General features: G+C 64.9%; 11 protein-coding genes. 3 read left to right on the top strand and 8 right to left on the bottom strand.

The window, feature by feature from the left end; translation table 11 throughout:
- Window positions 1-67 precede the first annotated feature (67 nt).
- Complete coding sequence (locus CH286_RS01090) at window positions 68-1,726, top strand: amidase (protein WP_037147803.1); 1,659 nt, start codon at window positions 68-70, stop codon at window positions 1,724-1,726.
- A 259-nt stretch (window positions 1,727-1,985) separates the two neighbouring features.
- Complete coding sequence (locus CH286_RS01085; RefSeq protein ID WP_094608082.1) at window positions 1,986-15,680, top strand: non-ribosomal peptide synthetase; 13,695 nt, start codon at window positions 1,986-1,988, stop codon at window positions 15,678-15,680.
- A gap of 88 nt (window positions 15,681-15,768) precedes the next feature.
- Here the strand turns inward: CH286_RS01085 and CH286_RS01080 are convergent, their stop codons facing one another.
- The 8 genes from CH286_RS01080 to CH286_RS01045 form a co-directional block, all read right to left on the bottom strand.
- Complete coding sequence (locus CH286_RS01080; protein WP_032376625.1) at window positions 15,769-16,686, bottom strand: esterase/lipase family protein; 918 nt, start codon at window positions 16,684-16,686, stop codon at window positions 15,769-15,771.
- Between the two features lie 170 nt (window positions 16,687-16,856).
- Window positions 16,857-17,741, bottom strand: a complete 885-nt coding sequence (locus CH286_RS01075) for a glycosyltransferase (RefSeq protein WP_094608081.1) — start codon at window positions 17,739-17,741, stop codon at window positions 16,857-16,859.
- Between the two features lie 72 nt (window positions 17,742-17,813).
- Entirely contained in the window at window positions 17,814-18,668 is an 855-nt protein-coding gene (locus CH286_RS01070) for an ABC transporter permease (protein ID WP_052057948.1), read from the bottom strand.
- Window positions 18,669-18,678: 10 nt separating this feature from the next.
- Entirely contained in the window at window positions 18,679-19,536 is an 858-nt protein-coding gene (locus tag CH286_RS01065) for an ABC transporter permease (RefSeq protein ID WP_032376627.1), read from the bottom strand.
- Window positions 19,533-20,504 (bottom strand): daunorubicin resistance protein DrrA family ABC transporter ATP-binding protein, encoded by a 972-nt coding sequence (locus tag CH286_RS01060; RefSeq protein ID WP_032376628.1) that lies wholly within the window; start codon window positions 20,502-20,504, stop codon window positions 19,533-19,535. Before CH286_RS01060 ends, CH286_RS01065 begins: the two co-directional genes overlap by 4 nt.
- Window positions 20,505-20,625: 121 nt before the next feature.
- The gene (locus CH286_RS01055) at window positions 20,626-21,579 is read right to left on the bottom strand and encodes an AurF N-oxygenase family protein (protein ID WP_032404659.1); all 954 of its coding nucleotides are present in this window, start codon (window positions 21,577-21,579) and stop codon (window positions 20,626-20,628) included.
- Between the two features lie 32 nt (window positions 21,580-21,611).
- Complete coding sequence (locus CH286_RS01050; protein ID WP_037147807.1) at window positions 21,612-22,517, bottom strand: prephenate dehydrogenase dimerization domain-containing protein; 906 nt, start codon at window positions 22,515-22,517, stop codon at window positions 21,612-21,614.
- Window positions 22,518-22,529: 12 nt separating this feature from the next.
- Window positions 22,530-23,024, bottom strand: a complete 495-nt coding sequence (locus CH286_RS01045; RefSeq protein ID WP_032404661.1) for a hotdog fold domain-containing protein — start codon at window positions 23,022-23,024, stop codon at window positions 22,530-22,532.
- A gap of 490 nt (window positions 23,025-23,514) precedes the next feature.
- On the opposite strand from CH286_RS01045, the gene rpsJ reads away from it, so the two are divergent.
- Entirely contained in the window at window positions 23,515-23,820 is a 306-nt protein-coding gene (gene rpsJ, locus CH286_RS01040) for a 30S ribosomal protein S10 (protein WP_003938093.1), read from the top strand.
- Window positions 23,821-23,832: the final 12 nt, after the last annotated feature.

Genomic DNA, 23,832 nt, shown 5'->3' with positions numbered 1-23,832 from the left:
AGCAATCCGGGTCCTGCCCGCCTCCGGCCGGGCAGATCGCTGCGGTGCCGGCCGGTAGTGTGCGCGTATGGCAACGAGGTTCACCCGAAGACGGTTTTTCGGCGGTGCTGCCGCGGGAGGTATCGGACTCGCGATCGGTGGTAACACTCGCGCTTCTGCGCGCGCGTTGCCCGCTCCCGACGCGATCGACACCACCGACCTTGCGATGCTCGGTGCTGTGCAGGCTGCGAGTCTTCTGCAATCGGGCAAGCTCGATCCTCGCGAGCTACTCGATGCATGTCTTGCACGTAGCCGGGCGATGGACGGCTCGGTGAATGCGTGGATTCGAATCTATCCCGAGGTGGCATACGCCGCCGCCGATGCCGCGGCTTCGCGTCTGTCTGCGGCAGGTCGCGCACGTGAAGGCGGCAGCGTCCCCCTGGTGTGCGGTTTGCCGATCGGTCTCAAAGACTTGTACGCGGTCAGTGGATTGCCCGTAACCGCGTCGAGTCGCGTGCTGCAAGGGAACATCGCCGCCGGCGATTCCGGTGTGTGGAAGAGGCTCCGAGACGCCGGAATGGTTCTGATGGGTCACACGCACACTCACGAGTTCGCCTTCGGCGTCAGCACCCCTCAGGTCGGCAACCCGTGGGATCTGTCCAAATCCGCGGGCGGCTCATCGGGTGGCAGCGCAGCCGCCCTGGCCGCGTCCTTCACGCCACTCGCAACCGGGACCGATACCGGTGGTTCACTCCGAATACCGGCCTCGGCCTGCGGGATCACGTCGATCAAACCGACTTTCGGACGTTGCAGCGCAGCGGGGGTGATTCCCCTGGCCTGGACACGAGACCACACGGGTCCGATGGCCAGAAGCGTGTCGGATGCAGCCTTCTTGCTCAGCTACATGGCGGGAGTCGATGTCGAGGATCCCACCACCTCGGCAGGGCCCGCCGTGCCTCGAGACGGTTACTCGATCTCAGCAGTAGGGGGTAGCGCACCGCTGTCCGGGCGTCGTCTCGGACTGCCGGTCAACGCTGTAGGTGAGCTGCCCTCAGCGTTGGCTGCCCTTTTCGAGGAGGCGCTGAACCAGGCACGGCGGTTGGGAGCCGAGATAGTAGAGGTCGCACTGCCCCCGGTGCCGCAGAGTCTACTTCTCGGAGACAAGGTCGAAGTCGGTTCGTATCATCAGCAATTCGCCGACCGAATCGGCTTGTACGAAGCCGGCACTGCGCTCCTCGTCGGTGCAGATATCCTTGCGCTCGCGAGTCCCGTCTCGGATTACCTCGGTATCGAGCGAGACCGACTTCGCTTCCAGCGGGCCTACAACCGAATGTTCTCCGACTCTGCACTCGATGCCATCGTTCTGCCGGGGGCGGTCGTCGATGGCGTGGTGCGCGACGAGATGGCAGAATTCAGCGTCTTCGACGCCCCGGTAGCGAATGTCGTCTGGGCGAACTACGCGGGCGTGCCCGTTGTGAGCATGCCCGTCGGAAGATCACGAGAGACGGGCTTGCCCTTCGGCATTCAGATCGGTGGACTCGCGTGGCAGGAGAGCGCGGTCATCGACATCGCACTCGAATTGGAGGAATCGGCCCCACACTGGCGAGAAGCCCCGCAGCTGCTTTCAGCGCCGCGCGCTGTCCCGGAGGTTGCCATCTCGCTACCCGGTGCAGGACCCGAAGCAACGAACACCAGGTCCGATCCACCTTCGTTCTATGCTTTGCCCACGACGTCCACGCGGGAATGACAGCGGTATCGACATCCTCGAACCGAACCACGCAGGGCGATCCGACCATGAATACGATGCAGCTTTGCCCGTAACGATACGGGCTGCGCCCCCGATATCATCATGGATACATACTTGTAGTCCGAGATGCATGCCCCGCGATCGCGCCCGCAACAAGCGTCGCATCGGCGGGCCGAGGTAGACGCACTCCTGCCGTTCAGTCCTGCACGTCGATCGTGCGGGTGCGTTGACCGTTCGATGTGAGGAGTTACGACCGATCATGAGTGCCGAGACGTCGGAGACTTCGACAACACCGGAAGGCGAGAACTCGAGCGGGCGTGGCCGCGCACGTAGGGAACGACCGGTACGACGTGACCGCCCTGCTCGTCGACGCCCGCGTACCCCACTTCTGCCTCAGCTGCTGGCCTCGGCAGTCGAACTCGGACCCGACTCGGATGCCCTCGTGTTCGACAGCCGAATCTGGACCTACGCCGAGCTCGATGCTCGATCGGCTGCTCTGGCCCGCGTGCTGATCGCGCGTGGCGTCGGTCCCGAGGACTTCGTCGCACTGTCGATTCCGCGCTCCGACCTGTCCGTCATGGCGCTGTGGGCGGTGGCCAAGACCGGCGCGGCATTCGTGCCGATCGATCCGACTTACCCGGCCGACCGGGTGCGGCACATGGTGTCCGACTCCGGCGTGCTGCTGGGGTTGTCCGTCGGCGCGGTGCGCGACGATCTGCCGGCGGAGGTCGAATGGCTGGTCATCGACGACAGTGACATGACTCGGCGTCTCGATGAACTGTCCAGCGAGCCCGTCACGGCGGAGGATCGGGTGCGAGCCCTGGAGCCGACGCATCCGGCATACATGATCTACACCTCCGGATCGACCGGTCTGCCGAAGGGCGTCGTCGTCACCCACGCCGGACTGAGCAACTTCTGCGAGGAGCAGATCGATCGCTACTCGCTCACCGAGCAGTCGCGAGTGCTGCACTTCGCATCACCGAGCTTCGACGCGTCCGTACTCGAACTCCTGATGAGCATCGGCCGGGGTTCGACCATGGTCGTCGCCTCTCCGAAGATTCTCGGTGGCGACGATCTGGCTGCGCTCATCCGCGCGCAGAACGTGACTCACGCCTTCATCACCCCAGCAGCATTGGCGTCGGTGAATCCGGCCGACACGGACACCCTGCACACCGTCGTCGTCGGCGGCGAGGCCTGCCCGCCCGAGCTGGCGAACCGATGGGCACCGGGCCGCCGTTTCTTCAACGGGTACGGGCCGACCGAGACGACGATCATGACCAACATCGGCGGGCCGATCGCCGAGAACGAGCGCGTGACGATCGGCGGGCCCATCCGCGGCGTCAGCGCGTATGTGCTCGACGCATCCCTGAACCCGGTTCCCGACGGGGTGGCAGGAGAGCTGTACCTGGCCGGGCCGGGACTTGCCCGCGGCTATCACCAGCGACGTGGACTGACCTCGGATCGCTTCCTCGCCTGTCCGTTCGGCGAGGACGGTGCGCGGATGTACCGCACCGGAGACGTCGTGCGCTGGCGGGTGGTCGAGGGCGAGCGAGTGGTCGAATACATCGGCCGCAACGACTTTCAGGTCAAAATTCGCGGCTTCCGCGTCGAACTCGGTGAGATCGATGCCGTTCTGTCAGCCGACGAGAGCGTCGAATTCGCCGTGACGGTCGGCCGCGAGACACCGTCGAAGTCCACCGCCCTCGTCTCGTACGTACTGCCCGAGGCGACGTCGGAGTTCGACGAGCGAGCACTTCTTTCGGTTGCGGCACAACATCTTCCGCGACACATGGTTCCGTCGATGATCATCGCACTCGACTCGATCCCGTTGACGCCGGTCGGAAAGCTGGATCGGGCCGCGTTGCCCGCTCCGGTCTTCGCCGCGGCAGAGTTCCGTTCCCCGTCGACGCCCTCCGAAATCACCGTCGCGCAGATCTTCGGCGAGCTGCTCGGCATGGACCGAGTCGGTGCCGACGACGACTTCTTCGAACTCGGCGGAAACTCCCTGATCGCAACGCAACTGGCCGCACGTCTCGGAGCTGCGACCGGAACCCGAGTGCCGGCACGCACCGTCTTCGAGTTCTCGACGGTGCAATCCCTCGCCGCCCGCGTGGAGAATGCCTCGTCCGATGGCGACAACGCCGCGAGCCGACCGCAGCCGGTGCTGGCGACGAGGGAGCGGCCCGAGCGGATCCCACTGTCGCTGGCTCAGCGGCGGATGTGGTTCCTCAACCGCTTCGATACCGCGTCGGGAGCGAACAACATCCCGGCCGCCATCGAACTCCGAGGAATTCTCGACGTCCCGGCGCTGTCCTCCGCGATCGACGATGTCGTCGATCGTCACGAATCTCTGCGCACGTACTACCCCGAGGTCGACGGGATCGGGTACCAGATGGTGCGGGACGCGGTCGAGAGTGGAGTCACGCTCGAGATCGAAACGATCGGGGCCGATGCGGTCGCGCGTCGGGTTCAGGAGCTGGCTTTCGCGGGCTTCGATGTGACCCAGCAGGTCCCGGTGCGGTTGCGCCTGTTGCATCTGGGCACCGATCACTACGTCTTCGTGCTGGTGGCCCACCACATCACCGCCGATGGCTCGTCCGTCGCACCGATGGTGCGAGACATCATGACCGCCTACGCCGCTCGCAGCGCGGGGACTGCACCCGGCTGGGAACCACTGGCAGTGCAGTATGCCGATTACACGCTGTGGCAGCACGAGGTGCTCGGATCCGACGACGATCCCGACTCCGTTGCACACCAGCAGATTTCGTTCTGGAAGGACAACCTCGAGGGGTTGCCGGATCAGCTCGACCTGCCGACCGACCGTAGCCGTCCACTCGATCCGTCCGGAGTCGGTCGGGTACTCGGATTCGACATCGACGCGGCGTCGACGGCGGCGATCGGGCGTCTGGCTCGCGAGCACGGGGCCACCCCGTTCATGGTGGTACACGCCGCTTTCGCGGTGCTCCTCGCCCGCTTGTCCGATTCCCCAGACGTCGTCGTCGGATCGCCGATCGCCGGTCGAGGTGAGCAGGCGCTCGACGACGTGATCGGAATGTTCGTCAACACCCTCGTTCTGCGCACCGCGGTCGACGCGTCCCGCACATTCTCGGACCTGCTTTCCCAGGTTCGCGAAGCCGATCTACAGGCATTCGCGCACGCCGACCTTCCGTTCGAGCGTTTGGTCGAGGTGCTCGACCCCGTTCGCTCCGGCGACCGCCACCCGCTGTTCCAGGTGGCTCTGTTCTTCCAGAACCAGCCCACAGGCACACTCGAGCTGCCGGAGCTGACGGTCTCCCCGCTGGACTTCGGTGAGGTGGTCGCGAAGTTCGACCTGCAACTGGTCCTGGAGGATCGCGCCGCAGGTACCGAGGAGCACGCGCTCGCGGGCACGTTCACCTATGCGGCGGATCTGTTCGACGAGGCGACGGTACGTGGAATCGCACACCGCTTCGTCCTGCTGCTCGCTCGACTCGTCGATGCGCCGACACTTCCGGTCGGCGATGTGGATCTGCTCGACGCCGCCGAGCGGGCACTGTCCACCGAACATGCTGCCGTCGATGCAGTCGCGGTGCCGGACCGATCGATCCTGGACGCCTACGTGCGACAGGTATCCGTAACACCCGATTCGCCGGCGGTGACGTTCGAGGACGTCACCCTGACCTACGCGGAGTTCGACCACCGAGTCAATGCGCTTGCGCGGCATCTGATCTCGCGCGGTGTCGGCCCCGAGGTGCTCGTCGCCGTGTCCATCAGGCGCTCGATCGACCTGCTGGTGGCGATCTACGCCGTAGTTCGAGCGGGCGGCGCCTACGTGCCGATCGATCCTGATCTCCCGAGCGAACGCCGAGCCCACATCCTCGGCACGGCGGCACCGTTGTGTCTGCTCACCAGCGCCGCCGACATCGAACCCGACGAGACCAGCGGGCACGAGACGGTGCCGGAGTCCATCGCGATCGACACCCTCGACCCGGCGCGCGACGGTTCTCCTCTGCGCGCTAACGAGTTGCGCCCCCTGCACACAGCCAGTCCCGCCTATGTCATCTTCACCTCCGGCTCGACCGGAAACCCCAAGGGCGTCGCGGTGTCCCACCGCGCGGTCGAGAACCAGCTGGCGTGGATGACGGCACAGTACGAAGTGGCGGACACCGACGTCTATTTCCAGAAGACCGCAACCACCTTCGACGTGTCGGTGTGGGGCTTCTTCTTGCCGCTGCGTACCGGGGGCCGCATCGTTCTCGCGACGCCGGACGGGCATCGCGATCCCGAGTACATCTCGGCCTCGATCGCCCGGCACGGGGTGACACTCACGGACTTCGTGCCGTCCATGCTCACCGTGTTCGCTGCGCACGCACGCACCGCCGAATGCGCCACACTGCGCGACATCTTCGTCATCGGTGAGGCGTTGCCGCCGGAGACCGTGACCGATTTCGGTCGCGTCAGCACTGCTCGCGTCCACAATCTCTACGGGCCTACCGAGGCCGCGGTGTCGGTGACTCAGCATCGCGCGGAGCCGGATTCGCGTGGTTCGATACCCATCGGTGTCGCCGAATGGAACGTCGGCGCACTGGTACTCGACCGACGCCTTCACCCTGTGCCGGCAGGTGTGCAGGGCGAGCTGTATCTGGTCGGCGACCAACTCGCTCGGGGCTACGTCGCCCGTCCGGATCTGACATCGGACCGGTTCGTCGCCGACGTGAGCGGTTCCGGCACTCGGATGTATCGAACCGGCGACCTGGTTCGCCGTCGACCCGACGGCGTGCTCGACTACATCGGGCGCAGCGATTTCCAGGTCAAGTTCCGCGGCCAGCGCATCGAACTCGGTGACATCGAATCTGTGTTGCTCACCTCTTCCGATGTCAGCCAGGCCGTCGTGCTGGTGGTGCCGACGGCCACCGGTGATCAGCTCGTGGCCTACGTGGTGCCGACGGTCGGTGCCGCACCCGATCGTGCATCTGTGACCGAGTTCGCCAAGAACTTGTTGCCCGCGTACATGATTCCGAGTGCCGTCGTTGTCCTCGGCGCACTGCCGTTGAACTCGAGCGGCAAGTTGGACCGTCGCGCACTACCGTCCCCGTCGATCGATACCCGGCAGTACCGGGCACCGTCGACACCGGTGGAGGAGATCGTCGCGGCTTCGTTCGGCGATGTTCTGGGTGTCGAGCGCGTCGGACTCGACGACGATTTCTTCGATCTGGGCGGGAACTCTCTCATCGCAACCCGCCTCGTCGCACGAGTGGGGGTTGCCGCCGGATGGCGCGTTCCGGTTCGAGCGCTGTTCGAGGCATCCACTGTCGCCGCCTTCGCTGCGGCGGTCTCGGCGTTGTCGTCCGAGCGATCCGTTCCGAAGCTCGAGCCGGTCGAGCGTCCGGCGGAGATCCCGCTGTCGTACGCACAGCAGCGGATGTGGTTCCTCAACCAGTTCGACACCACCTCGGCCGCCGACAATCTGCCGTTGGCGATTTCGCTGACCGGTGATCTGGATGTGGCTGCGCTACAGGGTGCGGTATCCGACATCGTGCATCGACACGAGTCGCTGCGGACGCTGTATCCCGAAACCGACGGTCGGGCACGGCAATCGGTGGTGACCGACGGCATCGAGGTGCCCGACCTCACGCCCATTGCAGTCCGGCCGGACGAACTCGTCGCGGTTCTGACCGACGCCATGAGCATGCCGTTCGATGTGACGATCCAGGTACCGCTGAGAGCGTGGCTCTACCGGCTGGGTGAGCGCGAGCACGTACTGGCCGTGGTGGTGCACCACATCAGCGGTGACGCATTCTCGATGGGGCCGCTCGCGCGGGATCTTGCGGTGGCGTATTCGGCTCGCACGGCGGGATCCGCCCCGGGCTGGTCGGATCTGGCTGTGCAGTATGCGGACTACACCCTGTGGCAGCGTCGCGTACTGGGCGAGGAGACCGACCCGGAGTCGGTGCTCTCGAAGCAGTTGGACTTCTGGACTCGGACGCTGGCCGGAATTCCCGATCGAGTGGATCTACCCGCGGACCGACCTCGTCCACCGGTGATCAGCAACAGGGGAGCGGCGGCTCGTTTCGAGATCGACGCCTCGCTGCACGCCTCCCTCGGCCGGGTCGCACGCGAGAGTGGTTCGACGCTGTTCATGGTGGTCCACGCAGCGCTCGCCGTGCTGTTGGCACGATTGGCGGCCACCGACGACGTCGTGATCGGTACGCCGATCGCAGGCCGTGGGGACGCCGCCCTCGACGACCTCGTCGGGATGTTCGTCAACACGCTCGTGCTGCGGACCGACGTGCAGCCGAGCAGCCGGTTCGCGACCGTTCTGAACACCGTGCGGCACGCGGACCTCGAGGCCTTCGCGCATGCCGATGTGCCGTTCGAGCGTCTGGTGGAACAGCTGAACCCCGAACGTTCGCAGTCTCGGCACCCCCTGTTCCAGATTGCGCTCTCGTTCCAGAACCCGGCTACGAGTTCTCTGACGCTGCCCGATCTGACGATCGCCGGTGTCGACATCGAGGACACGAGCGCAAAGTTCGACATGCAGTTCACGCTGTCCGAACAAGCCCGGCCCGACGGCACCGCCGACGGCATGGCAGGCGTGATCACCTACGCCACAGACTTGTTCGATGCCGACACCGTCGACGAGATCTCGGCGCGGCTCGTACGGGTGCTGGCCGCCGTTGCGGCCGATCCCGAGACGGTGGTGGGCGATATCAAGTTGTCGGCACCCAGCGAGGTGCAGGATCTGCTGCGCGGGCCGGTGGGAACCGTCGCCCCGCGAACCCTCGCGGATCTGATGGCAGATGCCGTCGCGGCGAACCCGGACGGAACTGCACTGGCGCAGGGCAGCAACCAGGTGACCTATCGCGAGCTCGACGAGACGTCCGCCGCCATCGCGGAGATTCTGCGGGGTCGCGGTGTCGGACGGGGCACCACAGTGGCTGTCGCCACCCGCCGCAGCATCTCGTCGGTGACCGCGGTGTGGGCCGTGACTGCATCCGGCGCGGCCTTCGTGCCCGTCGATCCCGACTACCCGGACGATCGAGTTCGCTTCATGCTCAGCGACTCCGGCGTACGGATCGGGCTCACGACATCGGATGTCGTCGACTCACTGCCGACCGAGGTGGACTGGATCGTCGTCGATGGACTCGCGAAGTCGAATACCCCAGTGGTGCAGCCAGATTCGATCGACCGTGCGCAGGCCGACGACGCCGCGTACGTCATCTACACCTCCGGCTCCACCGGAAAGCCCAAGGGCGTGGTGGTCACACATCGCGGCCTGGCCAACTTCGCGGCCGAGCAGAGAGAGCGATACAGGCTGACCGAGCAATCCCGCGCACTGCACTTCGCGTCGCCCAGTTTCGACGCGTCGGTTCTCGAACTGCTTCTCGCGGTGGCCTCCGCGTCCACCCTGGTGATCGCGCCACCGCGCACATACGGCGGCGGCGAGCTGGAGGCGCTGATCACGCGGGAGTCGGTAACGCACACGTTCCTGACTCCGACGGTTCTGGCCTCGATCGATCCCGACGCGGTGACCGGTCTCGAGGTCGTGATCGCCGGCGGCGAGCAGTGCTCGCCGGAGCTGGTGCAGCGCTGGTCCACTCACGTTCGGTTCTTCAACGGCTACGGCCCGACCGAGACCACCATCATGACCAACATCAGCGACGCTCTGAGCCCCGGCGACCTGTTGTCCATCGGCGGGCCCATCCGGGGAATGGCGTCGTACGTCCTGGATTCACGCCTGCGCCCGGTACCGCTCGGCGTCACCGGCGAGCTCTACCTCGCCGGTGTGCAGCTCTCCCGGGGATATCTCCGGCGGCACGGGCTGACGGCCGAGCGTTTCGTCGCGAATCCTTTCGGCGACGCCGGAGACCGGATGTACCGAACAGGTGACGTCGTACGCTGGCGAAAGAGCAACGGCAGCAGCGTGATCGAGTACGTGGGCCGCTCGGACTTCCAGGTCAAGATCCGCGGATTCCGCATCGAGCTCGGTGAGATCGACTCCGTCGTCTCCTCCTACCCGGGCGTCGACTTCGTGGCCACCCTCGGACGGACGCTTGCCTCCGGCGGCACCGCCCTCGTGTCCTACGTGCGTTTACAGCCGGGAGCTCACATCGACGCCGCGGACGTTCGTGAGCACGTCGGTGAATCTCTTCCTGCACACATGGTGCCCTCGGCCGTCGTCGTGGTGGACGAAGTGCCGCTGACCCCGGTGGGCAAACTCGACCGAAACGCGTTGCCGGAACCGGTGTTCGAGACCACTGCAGGTCGCGAACCGACCACCGACACCGAGCGCGCCCTGAGCGAGGTGTTCGCGGAGGTACTCGGTGTCGACACCGTGGGCGTGGACGACTCGTTCTTCGCCCTCGGCGGTGACAGCATCGTGTCCATCCAGCTGGTCTCGCGCGCTCGGGCCCGGGGCCTGAACTTCGGACCGCGGGACGTGTTCGAGCTCAGAACCGTTGCCGCACTGGCCGAAATCGTGGAATCCGGTGCCGCCGAGGTACTCGAGGAACTTCCCGGCGGCGGAGTGGGGACGATTCCGCTGACCCCGGCCGTCGGCTTCATGGTCGAGCGAGCCGGTGGCTTCGATCGGTTCACCCAGAACCTCGCTCTCGAGCTTCCTGCCGGCATCACCGAGAGCCAGATAGTCGCCACCCTCACCGCCGTGATCGATCGCCACGACATGTTGCGCGCGGTGCTGCAACGCGACGTCGACGGTGCGTGGGTGTTGCGCACGCGCGAGCAGGGCAGTGTCGACGTCGCAGCGGCCGTCACTCGCACGGCCGTCGATGCGGCCCTCGATGACGAGGATCGTCTGAACCTCGCGGCGACAGCACTCGAGGGTGCGCTGAGTCGGCTGGACCCGGCGGCCGGACGAGTCGTCGAGTTCGCCTGGCTCGATCCGACATCACCGTCTGGACAAGGAACCGACGACACGGGCAGGCTCATCGTCGCTGCCCACCACCTCGTCGTCGACGGCGTGTCCTGGCGCATCATCGTTCCCGATCTGATTTCGGCCTGGCTGCAGGTGTCTGCCGGGTCGGTGCCGACGCTCGATGCGGTCGGCACGTCGTTCCGGCGGTGGGCGCACGCACTGGTCGACAACGCGGGTTCCGATGTTCGCCGAGCCGAATTGCCCTACTGGACTTCGGTTCTGGACCGGATCGAGGTGCCCGTCGGTACGCGCCCCTTCGATCCCGCGGTGGACTTGGCATCGACTGTGCGCAAGGTGCACATCGAGGTGGACGAGGCCACGACCGAGGCCGTGACGACGGCTGTCCCCACTGCCTTCAACGCCGGTGTCGACGACGTTCTCCTCGCCGCACTCTCGCTCGCCGTGGCCCGCTGGCGTGACGAGCGGGGCACGGGGTCCTCGTCGGTTCTGATCAGACTCGAGGGTCACGGTCGCGAGGAGTCGCTGGCCCCAGGGGCCGATCTGTCCCGTACGGTCGGCTGGTTCACCGGCATCTACCCCGTCCGACTCGAACTCGAGAACATCGACGTGCGCGACGCCTTCTCCGGTGGCATCGCTGCCGGTGCCGTCGTGAAGTCGGTCAAGGAGCAGTTGCGATCGATTCCGGACAAGGGGCTGGGCTACGGATTGCTGCGGTACATGGGCGACCCGGCGTTCGCACCACCCTCGGCAGCGCACGCGCAGATCAGCTTCAACTACCTGGGCCGAGTGTCGGCGGCCGACATACCCGAGGGCATGGAGAAGGTCGGGTGGATTCCGGCCGGCGACCTCGGTGACCTCACCGGGACGCCCGACGCGGACGCCCCCGCCATGGCTCCGATCGACATCAACGCCGTTGTGGTCGGTGGACGCCTCACCGCAGACTTCGGCTTCCCGACGACCCTGTTGTCGGAGTCCGACGTTCACGCCTTGGCCGAGCACTGGCGAGATGCGCTGACGTCCATCGTCGAGCATGGCCGACACGACGGTGCCGGAGGTCTGACCCCGTCGGATCTCCCGCTCGTGCAGCTGACTCAGCGTGACATCGAACGAGTAGAGGCACAGCTGCCGTCGGTGCGCGACATCTGGTCGCTGTCGCCGCTGCAGAACGGACTGCTGTTCCACGCGTCGATCTCCGAGGCCACGACCGACGTGTACACCACGCAGATCCAGCTGCACCTCGGCGGCGACGTCGACGCGGAGCGGCTGCACCTAGCGGCGGATCGGATTCTCGAACGGTATTCCAACCTGCGCACCGCATACCTGCGCGACGAGACCGGCAATGCCGTACAGGTCGTCGTCGAGTCGGTTCGCGTGCCGTGGCGAACAATCGATCTCACTGTTGCCGAACATGATTCGACGTCTGCGGACGAGTTGCTGAGTGCTGAACAAGCGCTCGGATTCGATATGACCGCGCCGCCGCTGATCAGGTTCCTGTTGATCCGCACGGCCGCCGATCGGTGGACGCTCGGCGTGACCAGCCACCACATTCTGCTCGACGGCTGGTCGATGCCCATCTTGATGAAGGATCTGCTGGTCCTGTACGCGACCCGCGGCGAGACATCCGTTCTGCCGAGGGTCCGTCCTTACCGCAATTTCCTCGCGTGGCTGTCCACGCGTGACCTCGGCGACTCGCTGGACGCGTGGCGACGGGCGTTCGCAGGACTGGACGACCCGACGCTGATCTCGGAGCACGGCTCCGCGGATTCCGGCTCTCCTGCTGTAGCCGAGAAGAGATTCGTCCTCAGCGGTGCGGACGCCGCTCGGTTGTCGGACCGCGCGTCGGAACTGGGCGTCACGATGAACAGTCTGGTTCAGGTGGTGTGGGGAGTTCTGCTCTCGCGCTTGCTGACTCGCGACGATGTCGTGTTCGGAACCACGGTGTCCGGTCGTCCGGCGGAGCTCGACGGCATCGAATCGATGGTCGGTCTGTTCATCAACACCGTTCCGGTCCGATTCACCCAGGACGCGAACTCGAGCATCGAGGATCTGGTGCACCGCACGCAGAGGGAGCAGGCGGAACTTCTCGATCACCACTACGTGGGTCTGACCGATATCCAGCAGGCGGTCGGCTCGGGAGCAGTGTTCGACACCCTGGTGGTGTTCGAGTCGTACCCGATCGACAAGTCCGGTTTGTCCGCGGCGAGCTCGATCGACGGGATGAGCGTCCTCGGTGTCGACACCAAGGACGCAACTCACTACCCGTTGACCCTGGTGGTCGTAGCCGACGCCGAGATCACCTTCACTCTGAAGTATCGAGCCGATCTGGTCGACGCCGACGCCGCGGAATCGATGACGACGAGATTTGCTCGGGTACTGGACTCCGTCGCCGACGGATCGAACGGAGCCGACAAGGCCGGTTCCATCGACATTCTCGACGGTGCTGAGCGGACGGAGGTGCTGCAGACCTGGAACGGTGTGACGGAAACCGTTGCAGCCGAGCTCGATTCCGAGGCGGGGGACGAGTCGCTGATCTCCCTGTTCGAGAAGCAGGTACTGGCCGCACCCGACGCTGTCGCCGTGGTCTTCGGTGACGAACGCGTGACCTACCGCGAGCTCGACGTACGAGCCGAGAAGCTGGTCGGCATGCTCGTCGACGCCGGTGCGGGACGGGAAACCTTGGTTGCCATAGCGCTTCCCCGCGGTATCGAGCTGATCGTCGGCTTGCTGGCCGTACTGAAGTCCGGTGCCGGCTACCTCCCCGTCGACACGTCGCTGCCGCTCGACCGGGCGCGCTTCATGATCGAGGATGCACGTCCGACGTGTGTACTGACGGACCGCGACGGCGGGGCGTCGTACGCCGAATTCGGTGTGCCGGTCATCGCGTGGGAGGGTGCGGGTGCGACCGAGCAGGCTTCGGTGACCCGACCCGATACGGCGCGCAGTGGCGCCGATCTCGCGTACGTCATCTACACCTCCGGGTCCACCGGCACGCCGAAAGGCGTTGCGATACCCAACGAGAACGTCGTACGGCTGTTCCGCAACACCGATCGGACATTCGACTTCGGACCGAGTGACGTGTGGACGATGTTCCACTCGTTCGCGTTCGACTTCTCCGTGTGGGAGATCTGGGGACCGTTGTTGCACGGCGGCACTTTGGTGGTGGTGGATCATGCCACGTCCCGGTCGCCTCGGGAGTTCGTCGAGCTCGTGGCGCGCGAGGGCGTGACGATGCTCAGCCAGACGCCATCGGCGTTCTATCAGTTCGTCGATGCCGAGCGGGCCGCGTCGTCGTCTCCGACGTCGTTGCGGCACATCGTGTTCGGCGGCGAGGCCCTTGACCCGAGCAAGCTCACCGGATGGTTCGACGCGCACGGAGTCGATGCGCCGCTGCTGAGCAACATGTATGGGATCACCGAGACCACGGTGCACGTGACACATCACGAGGTCCGTGGTGTCGACGAGAGTGTCCGACACCCGATCGGGACCGCGATCGACGGCCTCGGAACCTACGTCCTCGATCAGGGTCTGCGTCCAGTGCCGGTCGGAGTGGTGGGCGAGGTCTATGTCTTCGGAGTGCAGCTCGCGCGCGGGTACCTCGGACGTGCAGGACTGACGGTAGGACGCTTCGTCGCGAATCCGTTCCAGGGCGTCGGCGCGCGTATGTACCGCACCGGCGATCTGGCGCAGTGGACGCCGCAGGGCACCCTCGACTATGTCGGTCGGGCGGACTCGCAGGTGCAGTTGCGAGGCTTCAGGATCGAGCTCGGCGAGGTCGAAGCAGCGCTTCGGTCCGCACCCGGTGTGGCGCAGGCTGTCGCCATCGTCCGCGACGACGAGCACCTCGGATCCCGACTCGTCGGATACGTGGTGCCCGACGACGGGTCCGTGGATCTCGATCATGTGCGCGGGCACGCCGCGCAGAGCCTGGCGTCGTACATGGTTCCCGACGCCCTGATGGTCCTCGAGTCGTTGCCGTTGACGGTCAACGGCAAGCTCGATCGTCGCGCACTACCTGACCCGCAGGTGCGCCGGATCGAGTTTCGTGCGCCGACCACAGATCTCGAAGCTGATGTGGCGGCCTCGGTGGCCGACGTGCTCGGGCTCGACGACGTCGGGCTCGACGACAGATTCTTCGAGCTGGGCGGTAATTCGTTGCTCGCTGCGAAGCTCGCGGCTCGGATCCGATCGCGGTGCGGGTCGGCGGTGCAGGTGCAGTGGGTCTTGACCGAGCCCACCGTCGAGCTGCTCGCGCGTCGGATTCACGAGGCGGCGGGTTCGGCAGCGGGCGGTGCTGCCGCAGATCCGCTCGCGGCGATACTTCCCATCCGAGCCGGTGGCGACCGTCCGGCGTTGTTCTGTATTCATCCGATGATCGGGCTGGCGTGGAACTATGCCGCGTTGGCCGAGACCACTGCACCGGGACGCCCCATCTACGGCGTGCAGCTTCCGCAGTTGCGCGACGCATCGGACTCGATGCGCACCATGGTGGAGCAGGCCGAGTTGTACGCACGGGAGATCGTTCGCGTGCAGCCGACCGGACCCATCCATCTCCTGGGGTGGTCCTTCGGTGGCGTCCTTGCTCACGCGGTAGCTGTTGCACTGCGAACTGCCGGCCACGAAGTCGGCGTCGTAGCGATGCTCGACAGTCTCCCCACCGTCGACGAGGCGGTGTTCGCCGAAGAGTTCGCGGACAATCTGCGCGCGCTCGGGATCGGTGGGGCGGGGGAGCTCACCGACTTGTGCAGCGAGGCAACTCGCCGGCAGGTCGTCGATCTCGTGCTGGCCGAACTGGACACGTTCGACGAGCTACAGGTGTCGACGCTGTACGAGGACGCTCTCGCGAGCGCGACGAAGATCAACGGCTACTCGCCGGTGGCACTCGAGGGAGATCTGCTGTTCTTCTCTGCAGTCCGAGATCACCCGTCCGCAGGCGACGCGGCGCTGCTCTGGTCGCCGTACGTGGGCGGCACCATCGAGAATGTCGATGTCGAGACCACGCACGCGAACATGACTTCAGCAGAGTCGCTGGTGGTGGTCGGGCGGACACTCGACACAGCGATGGATGCCGCCGAGGGGTGAATGTCGGTCGAGCCGGCGGCCGTGATGGGCGGCCCCGGAGTCGACTGGCGCCGTAGGACCGTGGGGTCCGAGAGACCGGACCGTCAGGTCAGCAGGGTGCGGTGTGAGTCGAGGCGTATTCGGGATCGAGTGCGGATAGCACCATGTAATTCGGTGCCGGATCCGTGACGAGCCCGACGTGAGTAGTGGTTGCGGCAGGGCAGACGTCCTGGACCCATACGTTGTGCACCGACTCCGTGTCACCGGTACGAAGAAAGGTCTGCTCCGGGGGCGTCGAGATCGTGTCGTCCCGAGTGGCGATCACCGTGTAGTCGACGCCGGGAAGGGCGTCACCGCCGGCATTGAGATTGACCAGTACCGGCGAACCCACCAATTGCTGGGCTCCGGCCATGTTCCAGGTCAACGGTGTGATCGCGTCACCGGGAAGTCCCAATGAGGCGACCAGCTTCGCCAATTCCTGCAGTCCGCCGAATGTCGTGCCGTGGTTGGTGGCACCCAGGGTGACGAGGCTGTGGACCTTGTTTCGTGAGGGGTCGGCGGGATCGGTACCACCGTCGAACTTCATGTACTGCCGAGCTACGATTCCGCCCTGCGAGTGGCCGACGATGTCGACCTGTGAGGCACCGGTCCCGGTGAGAACTCGATCGATGAAACCGCCGATCTCACGCGCCGATTCGGGAATGTCGCCCGAGCCCCACACGACCTTGCCGGGCTCGAACAGCAGGCCGACTGCACCGTAATTGGGTGCGAACACGCAGTAGCCCTGTTCGATGAGCTGCGGAGCCAGAACGGTCCACGTCGTGGCATCCATCTTGGTGCCGTGGATCAACACGACAGGTCGTGGATGTTCGGGGCTGGGAACGCAGCCGAAGTCGTTGGTCCCCTCCACGGTAGGAAACTGCGTGGGGGCAGGATCGGCGGAGGCGATGGCTTGTCCGGAGAGGGTCACGGCGAAGATTGCCGCGAGCGCACAGAGAATTCGTGCGGCTCGTGTTGTAATCGCCATGGCCTCTTTCGGGTTCAGCTCACCGCGTCGGACGACGTCGGCGATAGCATGTGGGTGACACAACCGTAACATTCATAGTGCGAGTAACCTTTTGGGCAATTGCAGAACTACTGGTCCGCGAGTTGTGCTCGATCCCCATTGTGACGATGCTCACAAATAAGGCCGATTTGCTACCAGCTGAACGCTCGGTATTCGACGCCAGCGCGCAGTTCCCCGACGCGGATGTACAGGGCACGCAACCAGTGCCCTCGCGACAGTTTCGTCAGCGACGTGGGGAACAGTGGATTGCGCAGGATCAACACGCCCCATCTGAGCAGTACGGTCCGAATGCTCAGTGGAGGGCAACCGAGTGGGCGGTACACACCGATGAGCTTCGTGGTGCCGTAGCCGGCCCGGTACGACTGGCGCAGAAGCGGTCGGAGTCGGTCGCGAAGACGGTACGAGACCTTCGGCTGTGGATCGAAGCAAAAACTGTGACCCGCCAGCTGTGCGCGCCAACTGAACTCCACGTCCTGGCTGGCTGCGAACTGGTTGTCCATGCCGCCGAGAGCGCGATAGACCTCCGCGCGGCACGCCATGCTGGCACCGATCGCGAACGGGCGAAACGAAGTTCGACCTTGTTGCTCCGGAGCAGGGCCGGTCGTCCACGACAGCGCCCGTTCGTCGTTGAGCGTCGACGTCTCGACTGCGGTACCGACCACATCGTAATTCGTCGCCAGCCGGGCGAGGCTGTTCAACCAGTCGGGATGCACCACGTCATCGGCGTCGCAAAAGGCGAGCAGCTCACCGGTCGCCGCTTCGGCTCCACGATTGCGAGCATGCGCGGCCCCCTTCGCCTGGGATGCGTCGACGTACAGGATCGACACGCCCTCACGGACTTCGCATGTTTCGAGGTACTTCCGAAGCTCGGCGCAGTCGGAATTGTCTGCAATGACGACCTGGAACTCATTGGAAAAATCCTGCGTTGCGAGAGCCCTCAGCTGTGCCTCGAGATGTCGATCGAACGAGCCGACAGGAATGATCACCGATACGGTGGGCACGCTCGAAGAGGTCACGGCGGTTCACGGTACGCAAGGACGTGGCCCGAGCGGAAGAGGCCGGTCCGAATGCGGTCGTGCGTCCGTTCGTCAGCCGTCCGAAGATGCCTTCTTGTAACCGCGGATTGCCGGTATCAGAAACACGACTGCCATTCCGAGCGACCACGCCAGAGTTTGCAACACCGGGGTCAGGACGGGACCACCCATAGCCAGATTCCGCATTGCGTTGACTGCAACGGACATAGGTTGCGCCGCAACCACCGGTTGGAGCCAGAGCGGATAGGCGAGAACGGGGACGAATCCCGCATTGAAGAACATCAACAGGGTGCAGAAGATCGATACCAGTTCGACCAGTGGTGCGTCTCCGGCGACCGTGGCCAGGAATGTCACCATCACCGCGAACCCGATACCGAACACCACCGGAATCAGGATCAACAAGATGCCGGCCTGAATTCCCTGGGTGAACCTGAACCCCATCGCGACACCGGCACAGACGATGACGCAGGTGGTGACGAGCACTCGAACTGCTTCGGCGATCATTCTGCCCAGCAGGCCGGCGGCGCGGTGAGTGGGTGTCGTCCAGAACCTGGACAACAAGCCTGATTTCCGCTCGCCCTTGAGACCGACAGCGCTGACGATGGACCCGAACATGGCTCCGACAAGAGCGATCATCGGCACCTGACCGTAGATCGCCGGCGCTCCGGTGGCCGCGGAAATCGAGTTGCCTAGTACGACACGGAACATGACCAACATCAACGCGGGGTACAGCAACGCTTGAATCATCGTCGACGGATCGCGCATCCATCGCATCAACAGTCGCTTGGCCTGGATCAGACTGTGGGTCCAGAGTGCACGAACAGACCTTTCGCCCAGGACCATATTGGGTTCGGGGAAGGTCAGGCTGGACACGCGGGTTGTGTTCACCGACGCTTCGGACATTGTCATCTCGGCCTCGTCACTCTGGCCTGGAGCTCGCCCAGATGGCGAGCGGTACGAAGAACACGATCAAGCCGGCCACCCATGCGAGCGACGGCCACAACACCTGGAAGCTGACTCCGCCTTCGGCCATGTCGCGCATTGCGAAGGAGAACTGCGAGATCGGCTGGTTGCGTACGAACGGTCGGATGAGTTCTGGGAAGCCACTTTCCGGAACGAACCCGCACGAGGCCATACCGAGAATGAGCTGGGGGAGGGTCAATACCTGGCTGGTGGCTTCCGGACTCTTCGACAGCGTCCCGATCGCATCGGCACCGATCGACAACGTGGTGCTGATCAACATGGCGAGTGCACAGAACAACAGGGCCTGACCGAATCCTGCAGTGAAGCGAAAACCGATGACGTAACCGAAACCGAGGGCCGATACCAACGACACCAACGAACGGACCACACCGCTCGAGATCCGTGCCACCAGTGGGACACCACGTACGACGGGCATCGTCTTCAAACGAGAATTGAGTCCGCTCATCGCCTCCGTCGAGGCTCTCTGGGCGGCGGAAATTGCGGTGAAGGCCATAGCCTGCAGCACGATGATCGGCATCAGGAACTGCGCGTAGTTGATGCCCTGTAGGCCCATCACGAACTTCAACGGCAGGTAGAAGCCGATGGTGAAGATCAGCGGAGCGATGACCGCGATCAGCAGCTCGCCCTTGGTGAGCATCGTCCACAGAGCACGTCCGGTCAGCGCCTGCCACTGGACGAATCCGGACGGCCGCGTTCGTGACCGCCGCTTCGGCTGCTGTGTGGTGGAGCCGGCACCGGTCCGCTCGACAAACCTCGAGTGTGTTTTGGGTAAGCCCCGCGTCGTGGCCGTCATGAGCTCGAGCTCGTCTGCGAGTGCCCGGTGAGCGTGAGGAACACGTCGTCCAGCGAGGGTCGTCGCAGTGCGATGTCGGCCAACACGATTCCCTCCGCGTCGACGCGGCGCAGGATCTCGGACAGCGTCGCTGCGCCGTCGGGTGCAGGCACCGAGAGCCGGTCGGATGTAGCGGTGATCTCGGCGTGTACCGCAGCAGGGACCATGTCGCCCAATGCCTGCGCGGCCGCTCGGAGCTGACCGGGATCGAGCGGCACCACTTCGCAGTAGCTGCCACCGGTCATGGCCTTGAGCTGATCGGACGTGCCCTCGGCGATCACGGTGCCCTTGTCGATGACGATGATGTTGTCGCTGAGGACGTCCGCTTCTTCGAGGTACTGCGTCGTCAACAGCACGGTGATGCCCTGTGCTTTGAGTGCTTCGACCAGTGACCACACGCCCTGGCGGCTGCGCGGGTCGAGTCCGGTGGTCGGCTCGTCCAGGAACACGACCTCCGGCCGCACGACCAATCCGCACGCGATGTCGATGCGGCGACGCATGCCGCCGGAGTACCCACGGACGGGCCGCTTGCCGGTATCCGAGAGGTCGAATTCGTCGAGCAGAGCCTTGGCGCGCGCCTTGGCGGCCTTCTTGTCCAGACCCATCAGGCGGCCGAACAACTCGATGTTCTCGCGGCCCGACAGGGTGTCGTCGAGAGCCGCATACTGTCCGGTCATCATGATCGAGCGTCGTACTGCAGGGGCGTCCGCGGCAACGTCGTGTCCCGCGACGAAAGCTCTGCCTCTGTCCGGTGCGATCAGGGTCGACAGCACCTTGACGGTGGTCGTCTTTCCGGCACCGTTGGGACCGAGAATGCCCAGGACGGTCCCGCGCTCGGCGGAGAAGCTGATGCCGCGCAGCGCATGCACATCACCGAAGGACTTGTGTACGTCCTCCACGTGTACGGCTGCGTGTTGAGCTGACGACATCGAATCTCCGAGCTGTCGGGGTGAATGGTGGGGCAGGACCCCGTGGAGTCGAGGGCCACTACTTGATACCGGAATTCCCCGAGAATGTTACCTGCGGGTCGACGCCGGGTGACCTCCGCAGTCAGCCCCAATCGATATCGATACTGTCCTCGACGTCGAGCTTCCGGCACAGAGACCGAAGCCCGCTGTAGTCCTGAACCAGAGCGCGGCGACTCTTGTCCTGCTCGACGTCCGCCAGCATCTCGTCGGCACCGCGGATGCCCTCGAGCTCGAGAATGCGTCGCCAGGTGGAGAAATCGCTGCTCGAGAACGCATCCATGCCGTCGACGAGACCGTCGAGGAACTTCTGTCGGTCGTTGGCTCCGAGTCGATCGAAGACGATCGCGGCCATGTCGTCGGCGATCGACGCATGGCAGTACTCGTCGCGATTGTGCAGTTTCACGGTCGCCCGATTGATGGGCTGGATGACGTCGTCGTCCTCGATCAAGTCCAAGTAGGACGTGATGGAGATCTCCGCAACCGTCATGAATGCCAGTGAGCTGATCGCAGCGGACCACGAGTCGTCGCTGGTTGCCTGCGCAGTACGTTGCCGACGCACCGTCGAGCTGAAGGGCAGGGAACGCTCCGACAGCGCCCACCCACGCCCTCGCCGCGTCGCTGCGCTCGCGTTCAGGTGCATCAGCGTGTGGTACTGCTCGTCCACCATCGCCTGGGTCACCGCGACCGCGAGGGTGTCGCCCATTCCGGTCTCGAACACGTCCTGCGCCAGAAGCGCGAAACCTGGGTGGACGACGTGCTGCTCGACATCCATCACGTTCTTGTTGAACGCGATCCAACCCCAGGCTCGGAGGCGATCCTTCTGCTCGGGGGTGGCACCGGTGAAGGTGTCGTGCTCGCCGAAGGGTATGAGGGCGTCGGGAAAATCCTGTTTGGACGTGTCGAACAGGTCGTCGAGCTCGGGTTCGGGCTTCTTCACTGTCGCGCGCTGCGCCCAGTTCTTGGCCAACCGCGAGACGACCGCACTCTCCACGACATCGTCGGAGTCGAACTCCGGCAACGACGGCTGTTCCAGCATTGCGTGCCTCGCCTCCGCGCTGTTACCAGCGGTCATCGGTTCCTACTACTGCCTCGAACGATACCGAACATCTCCGCACACACTGCTCGATAGTGATCGCCGCTTCCGCCCAGCGCGGACTCTGCCTCGGTCAACAGTCGCGCGAACTGGGTCTCGGAACCGGAATCGACCGCCTCGTTCAGTGTTTGCGTGGCGCGGCGCAGTGCCGCTCTGGCCTCGGCGGCATGCGGATTGCCTGCTTGTACGTCCCAATAGACCTCGGGTTCGCCGCCCGTGATGCGAGCGAGCACCGCCAGCATCGTTGCGTGTGGGGGAGGTGCAACGGCAGCGATGTCCCCGAACGGCAGGTCGAGTTCGGCCAGGGCCAACCCGAACGCCAGCACACTGGCGTGCGTCAGAGCCTGCGTCGCGGCGGCGAGGCGATCGTGGCGTGCGGCGTCGAGAAGAACGACTCGGCCACCCCACCGTGCGACCCTGTCGAGAAAGGCGTCCGCGGATGGGCCTTCGCGGTGCACGACGGCGGCCACCGGGCGGCCGGCCATTCCCAGCGACGGGGCGAACATCGGATTGATTCCGACGGTGGGACCGAGGCGGTCGGTGGCATCCACGTGGCGCGCGAATCCGGATTTCACCGACAAGGTCTCCACCACCAGTGCTTCGGGCTGCACGGCCGAGAGGTCTGCTGCCAACGCCACTGATTCGGGCACCGCCAGAATCACCGTCGCAGCACGTGTCAGTACCGAAGTGAGCCGGTCGTCGGGCGCGATGATGTTTCCGACCGTGACCGGCGAGGCTGCGTCGGAGCTCTCGTGCACGTCGACGACCGTCACGGGTACGCCATCGCCGCGCATCAGGTCGACGATCAGGCGGCCGACGGCCCCTGACCCGCCGACCACGACCACCGAGTCATCGGACTCGAACTGCCGAACCGTGTTCATCGTTCGAGTATGTCAACGGGCCGCAGCGGACACCCAGATCGTGATGTCTGCGTGCACCACCTCGACGCCGGCGGTGTCTCTGATCGAGACCGGCACGACGACTTCGAGTCCGTCGGTCACGGCGGAGAAGTCGGGAATCGGATCGAGTTGTGCGACGGCACGGAGTGAGGTGGTTGCTTTCGTCAGGTATCGGACGTTCATCGATTTGGGGATCCAGCGGTGCGAGGTCGGCACCGTCGCCTCGGCGAGCATGCCCATCGCAACCTCGGCGAGGTTGCATGCGGCGATGGCGTGGAAGGTGCCCAGGTGGTTCCGAATTCCGAACCATTTCGGAGCCGTCACCTCGCAGCGGCCCGGTTCGAGGGCCACCACCCGCGGCAGCACGGAAGCGAAGTAGGGGACCCGGAGACACATGCCGACGGAGAACACGGCGGACCCGATAGTGTTGTTGGGAAGCTTCGACCAGGCGCGATAGGTTGCGCCCGTGGTGCTCTGGACTGAGGTCATGGCGCTACCTTACTGCTCGGTAAGGTAGCGCGACGACGATCGACGGACCCCGAGTTGATCTGTCGCCCGGACTGCGGCATACTGGTCGGGTTGCCTGGACACGGGACGCGCTTGCGTGCGGCCTGAACCAGGTGAGTCGGCTGTAGAGCCGGCTGAGCAAGACATGAGACCAGCGCTCCACGTGAGCGCGTCCGGAACACCAGCTCGATCGGTGCGGGTTTCGTTCGGTACGGATGGTTGAAGCGAAAGTTTCAGCGCAGACGAATGAGCGGAATCGCGACACGCCCGACCGCGTGGACCGGAGAACCATGACAGATGAAGAGCGGCAACGGATGCAGGCCACGCCTGGGTCGTCAACGTTTTTCACTGTCGTGTGTGCACGAAGGCAGTTCGGGTCGGTGGGTTCCACCGGCTCGGGGACTGTGCAGACGAGGTGGAGCAGGCCGAACGGCCCGTTCTACGACCAAGCGGCAAGAAAAGGACACTAAGCGTGGCGGGACAAAAGATCCGCATCAGGCTCAAGGCCTACGACCATGAGGCGATCGACGCGTCAGCGCGCAAGATCGTCGAAACGGTCACCCGTACGGGTGCCCGCGTCGTCGGACCGGTGCCGTTGCCGACAGAAAAGAACGTGTACTGCGTCATCCGTTCGCCGCACAAGTACAAGGACTCGCGCGAACACTTCGAGATGCGTACTCACAAGCGGCTCATTGACATCCTCGACCCGACACCGAAGACGGTGGACGCGCTCATGCGCATCGACCTCCCGGCCAGTGTCGACGTCAACATCCAGTGAGCGCGGAGACAA

It is taken from the genome of Rhodococcus sp. WWJCD1 (assembly GCF_002258735.1).
GTDB lineage: Bacteria > Actinomycetota > Actinomycetes > Mycobacteriales > Mycobacteriaceae > Rhodococcoides.
Note: the sequence above shows the minus strand (reverse complement) of the source record. Positions and strands in the feature narration are given on the sequence as shown.

Bases quoted from the DNA above. Each gene is read 5' to 3' on its own strand.
- CH286_RS01070 (WP_052057948.1), bottom strand. From the start codon at position 18,668: ATGACAATGTCCGAAGCGTCGGTGAACACAACCCGCGTGTCCAGCCTG.
- CH286_RS01085 (WP_094608082.1), top strand. From the start codon at position 1,986: ATGAGTGCCGAGACGTCGGAGACTTCGACAACACCGGAAGGCGAGAAC.
- CH286_RS01065 (WP_032376627.1), bottom strand. From the start codon at position 19,536: ATGACGGCCACGACGCGGGGCTTACCCAAAACACACTCGAGGTTTGTC.
- CH286_RS01055 (WP_032404659.1), bottom strand. From the start codon at position 21,579: ATGCTGGAACAGCCGTCGTTGCCGGAGTTCGACTCCGACGATGTCGTG.
- CH286_RS01060 (WP_032376628.1), bottom strand. From the start codon at position 20,504: ATGTCGTCAGCTCAACACGCAGCCGTACACGTGGAGGACGTACACAAG.
- CH286_RS01080 (WP_032376625.1), bottom strand. From the start codon at position 16,686: ATGGCGATTACAACACGAGCCGCACGAATTCTCTGTGCGCTCGCGGCA.
- CH286_RS01050 (WP_037147807.1), bottom strand. From the start codon at position 22,517: ATGAACACGGTTCGGCAGTTCGAGTCCGATGACTCGGTGGTCGTGGTC.
- CH286_RS01045 (WP_032404661.1), bottom strand. From the start codon at position 23,024: ATGACCTCAGTCCAGAGCACCACGGGCGCAACCTATCGCGCCTGGTCG.
- CH286_RS01090 (WP_037147803.1), top strand. From the start codon at position 68: ATGGCAACGAGGTTCACCCGAAGACGGTTTTTCGGCGGTGCTGCCGCG.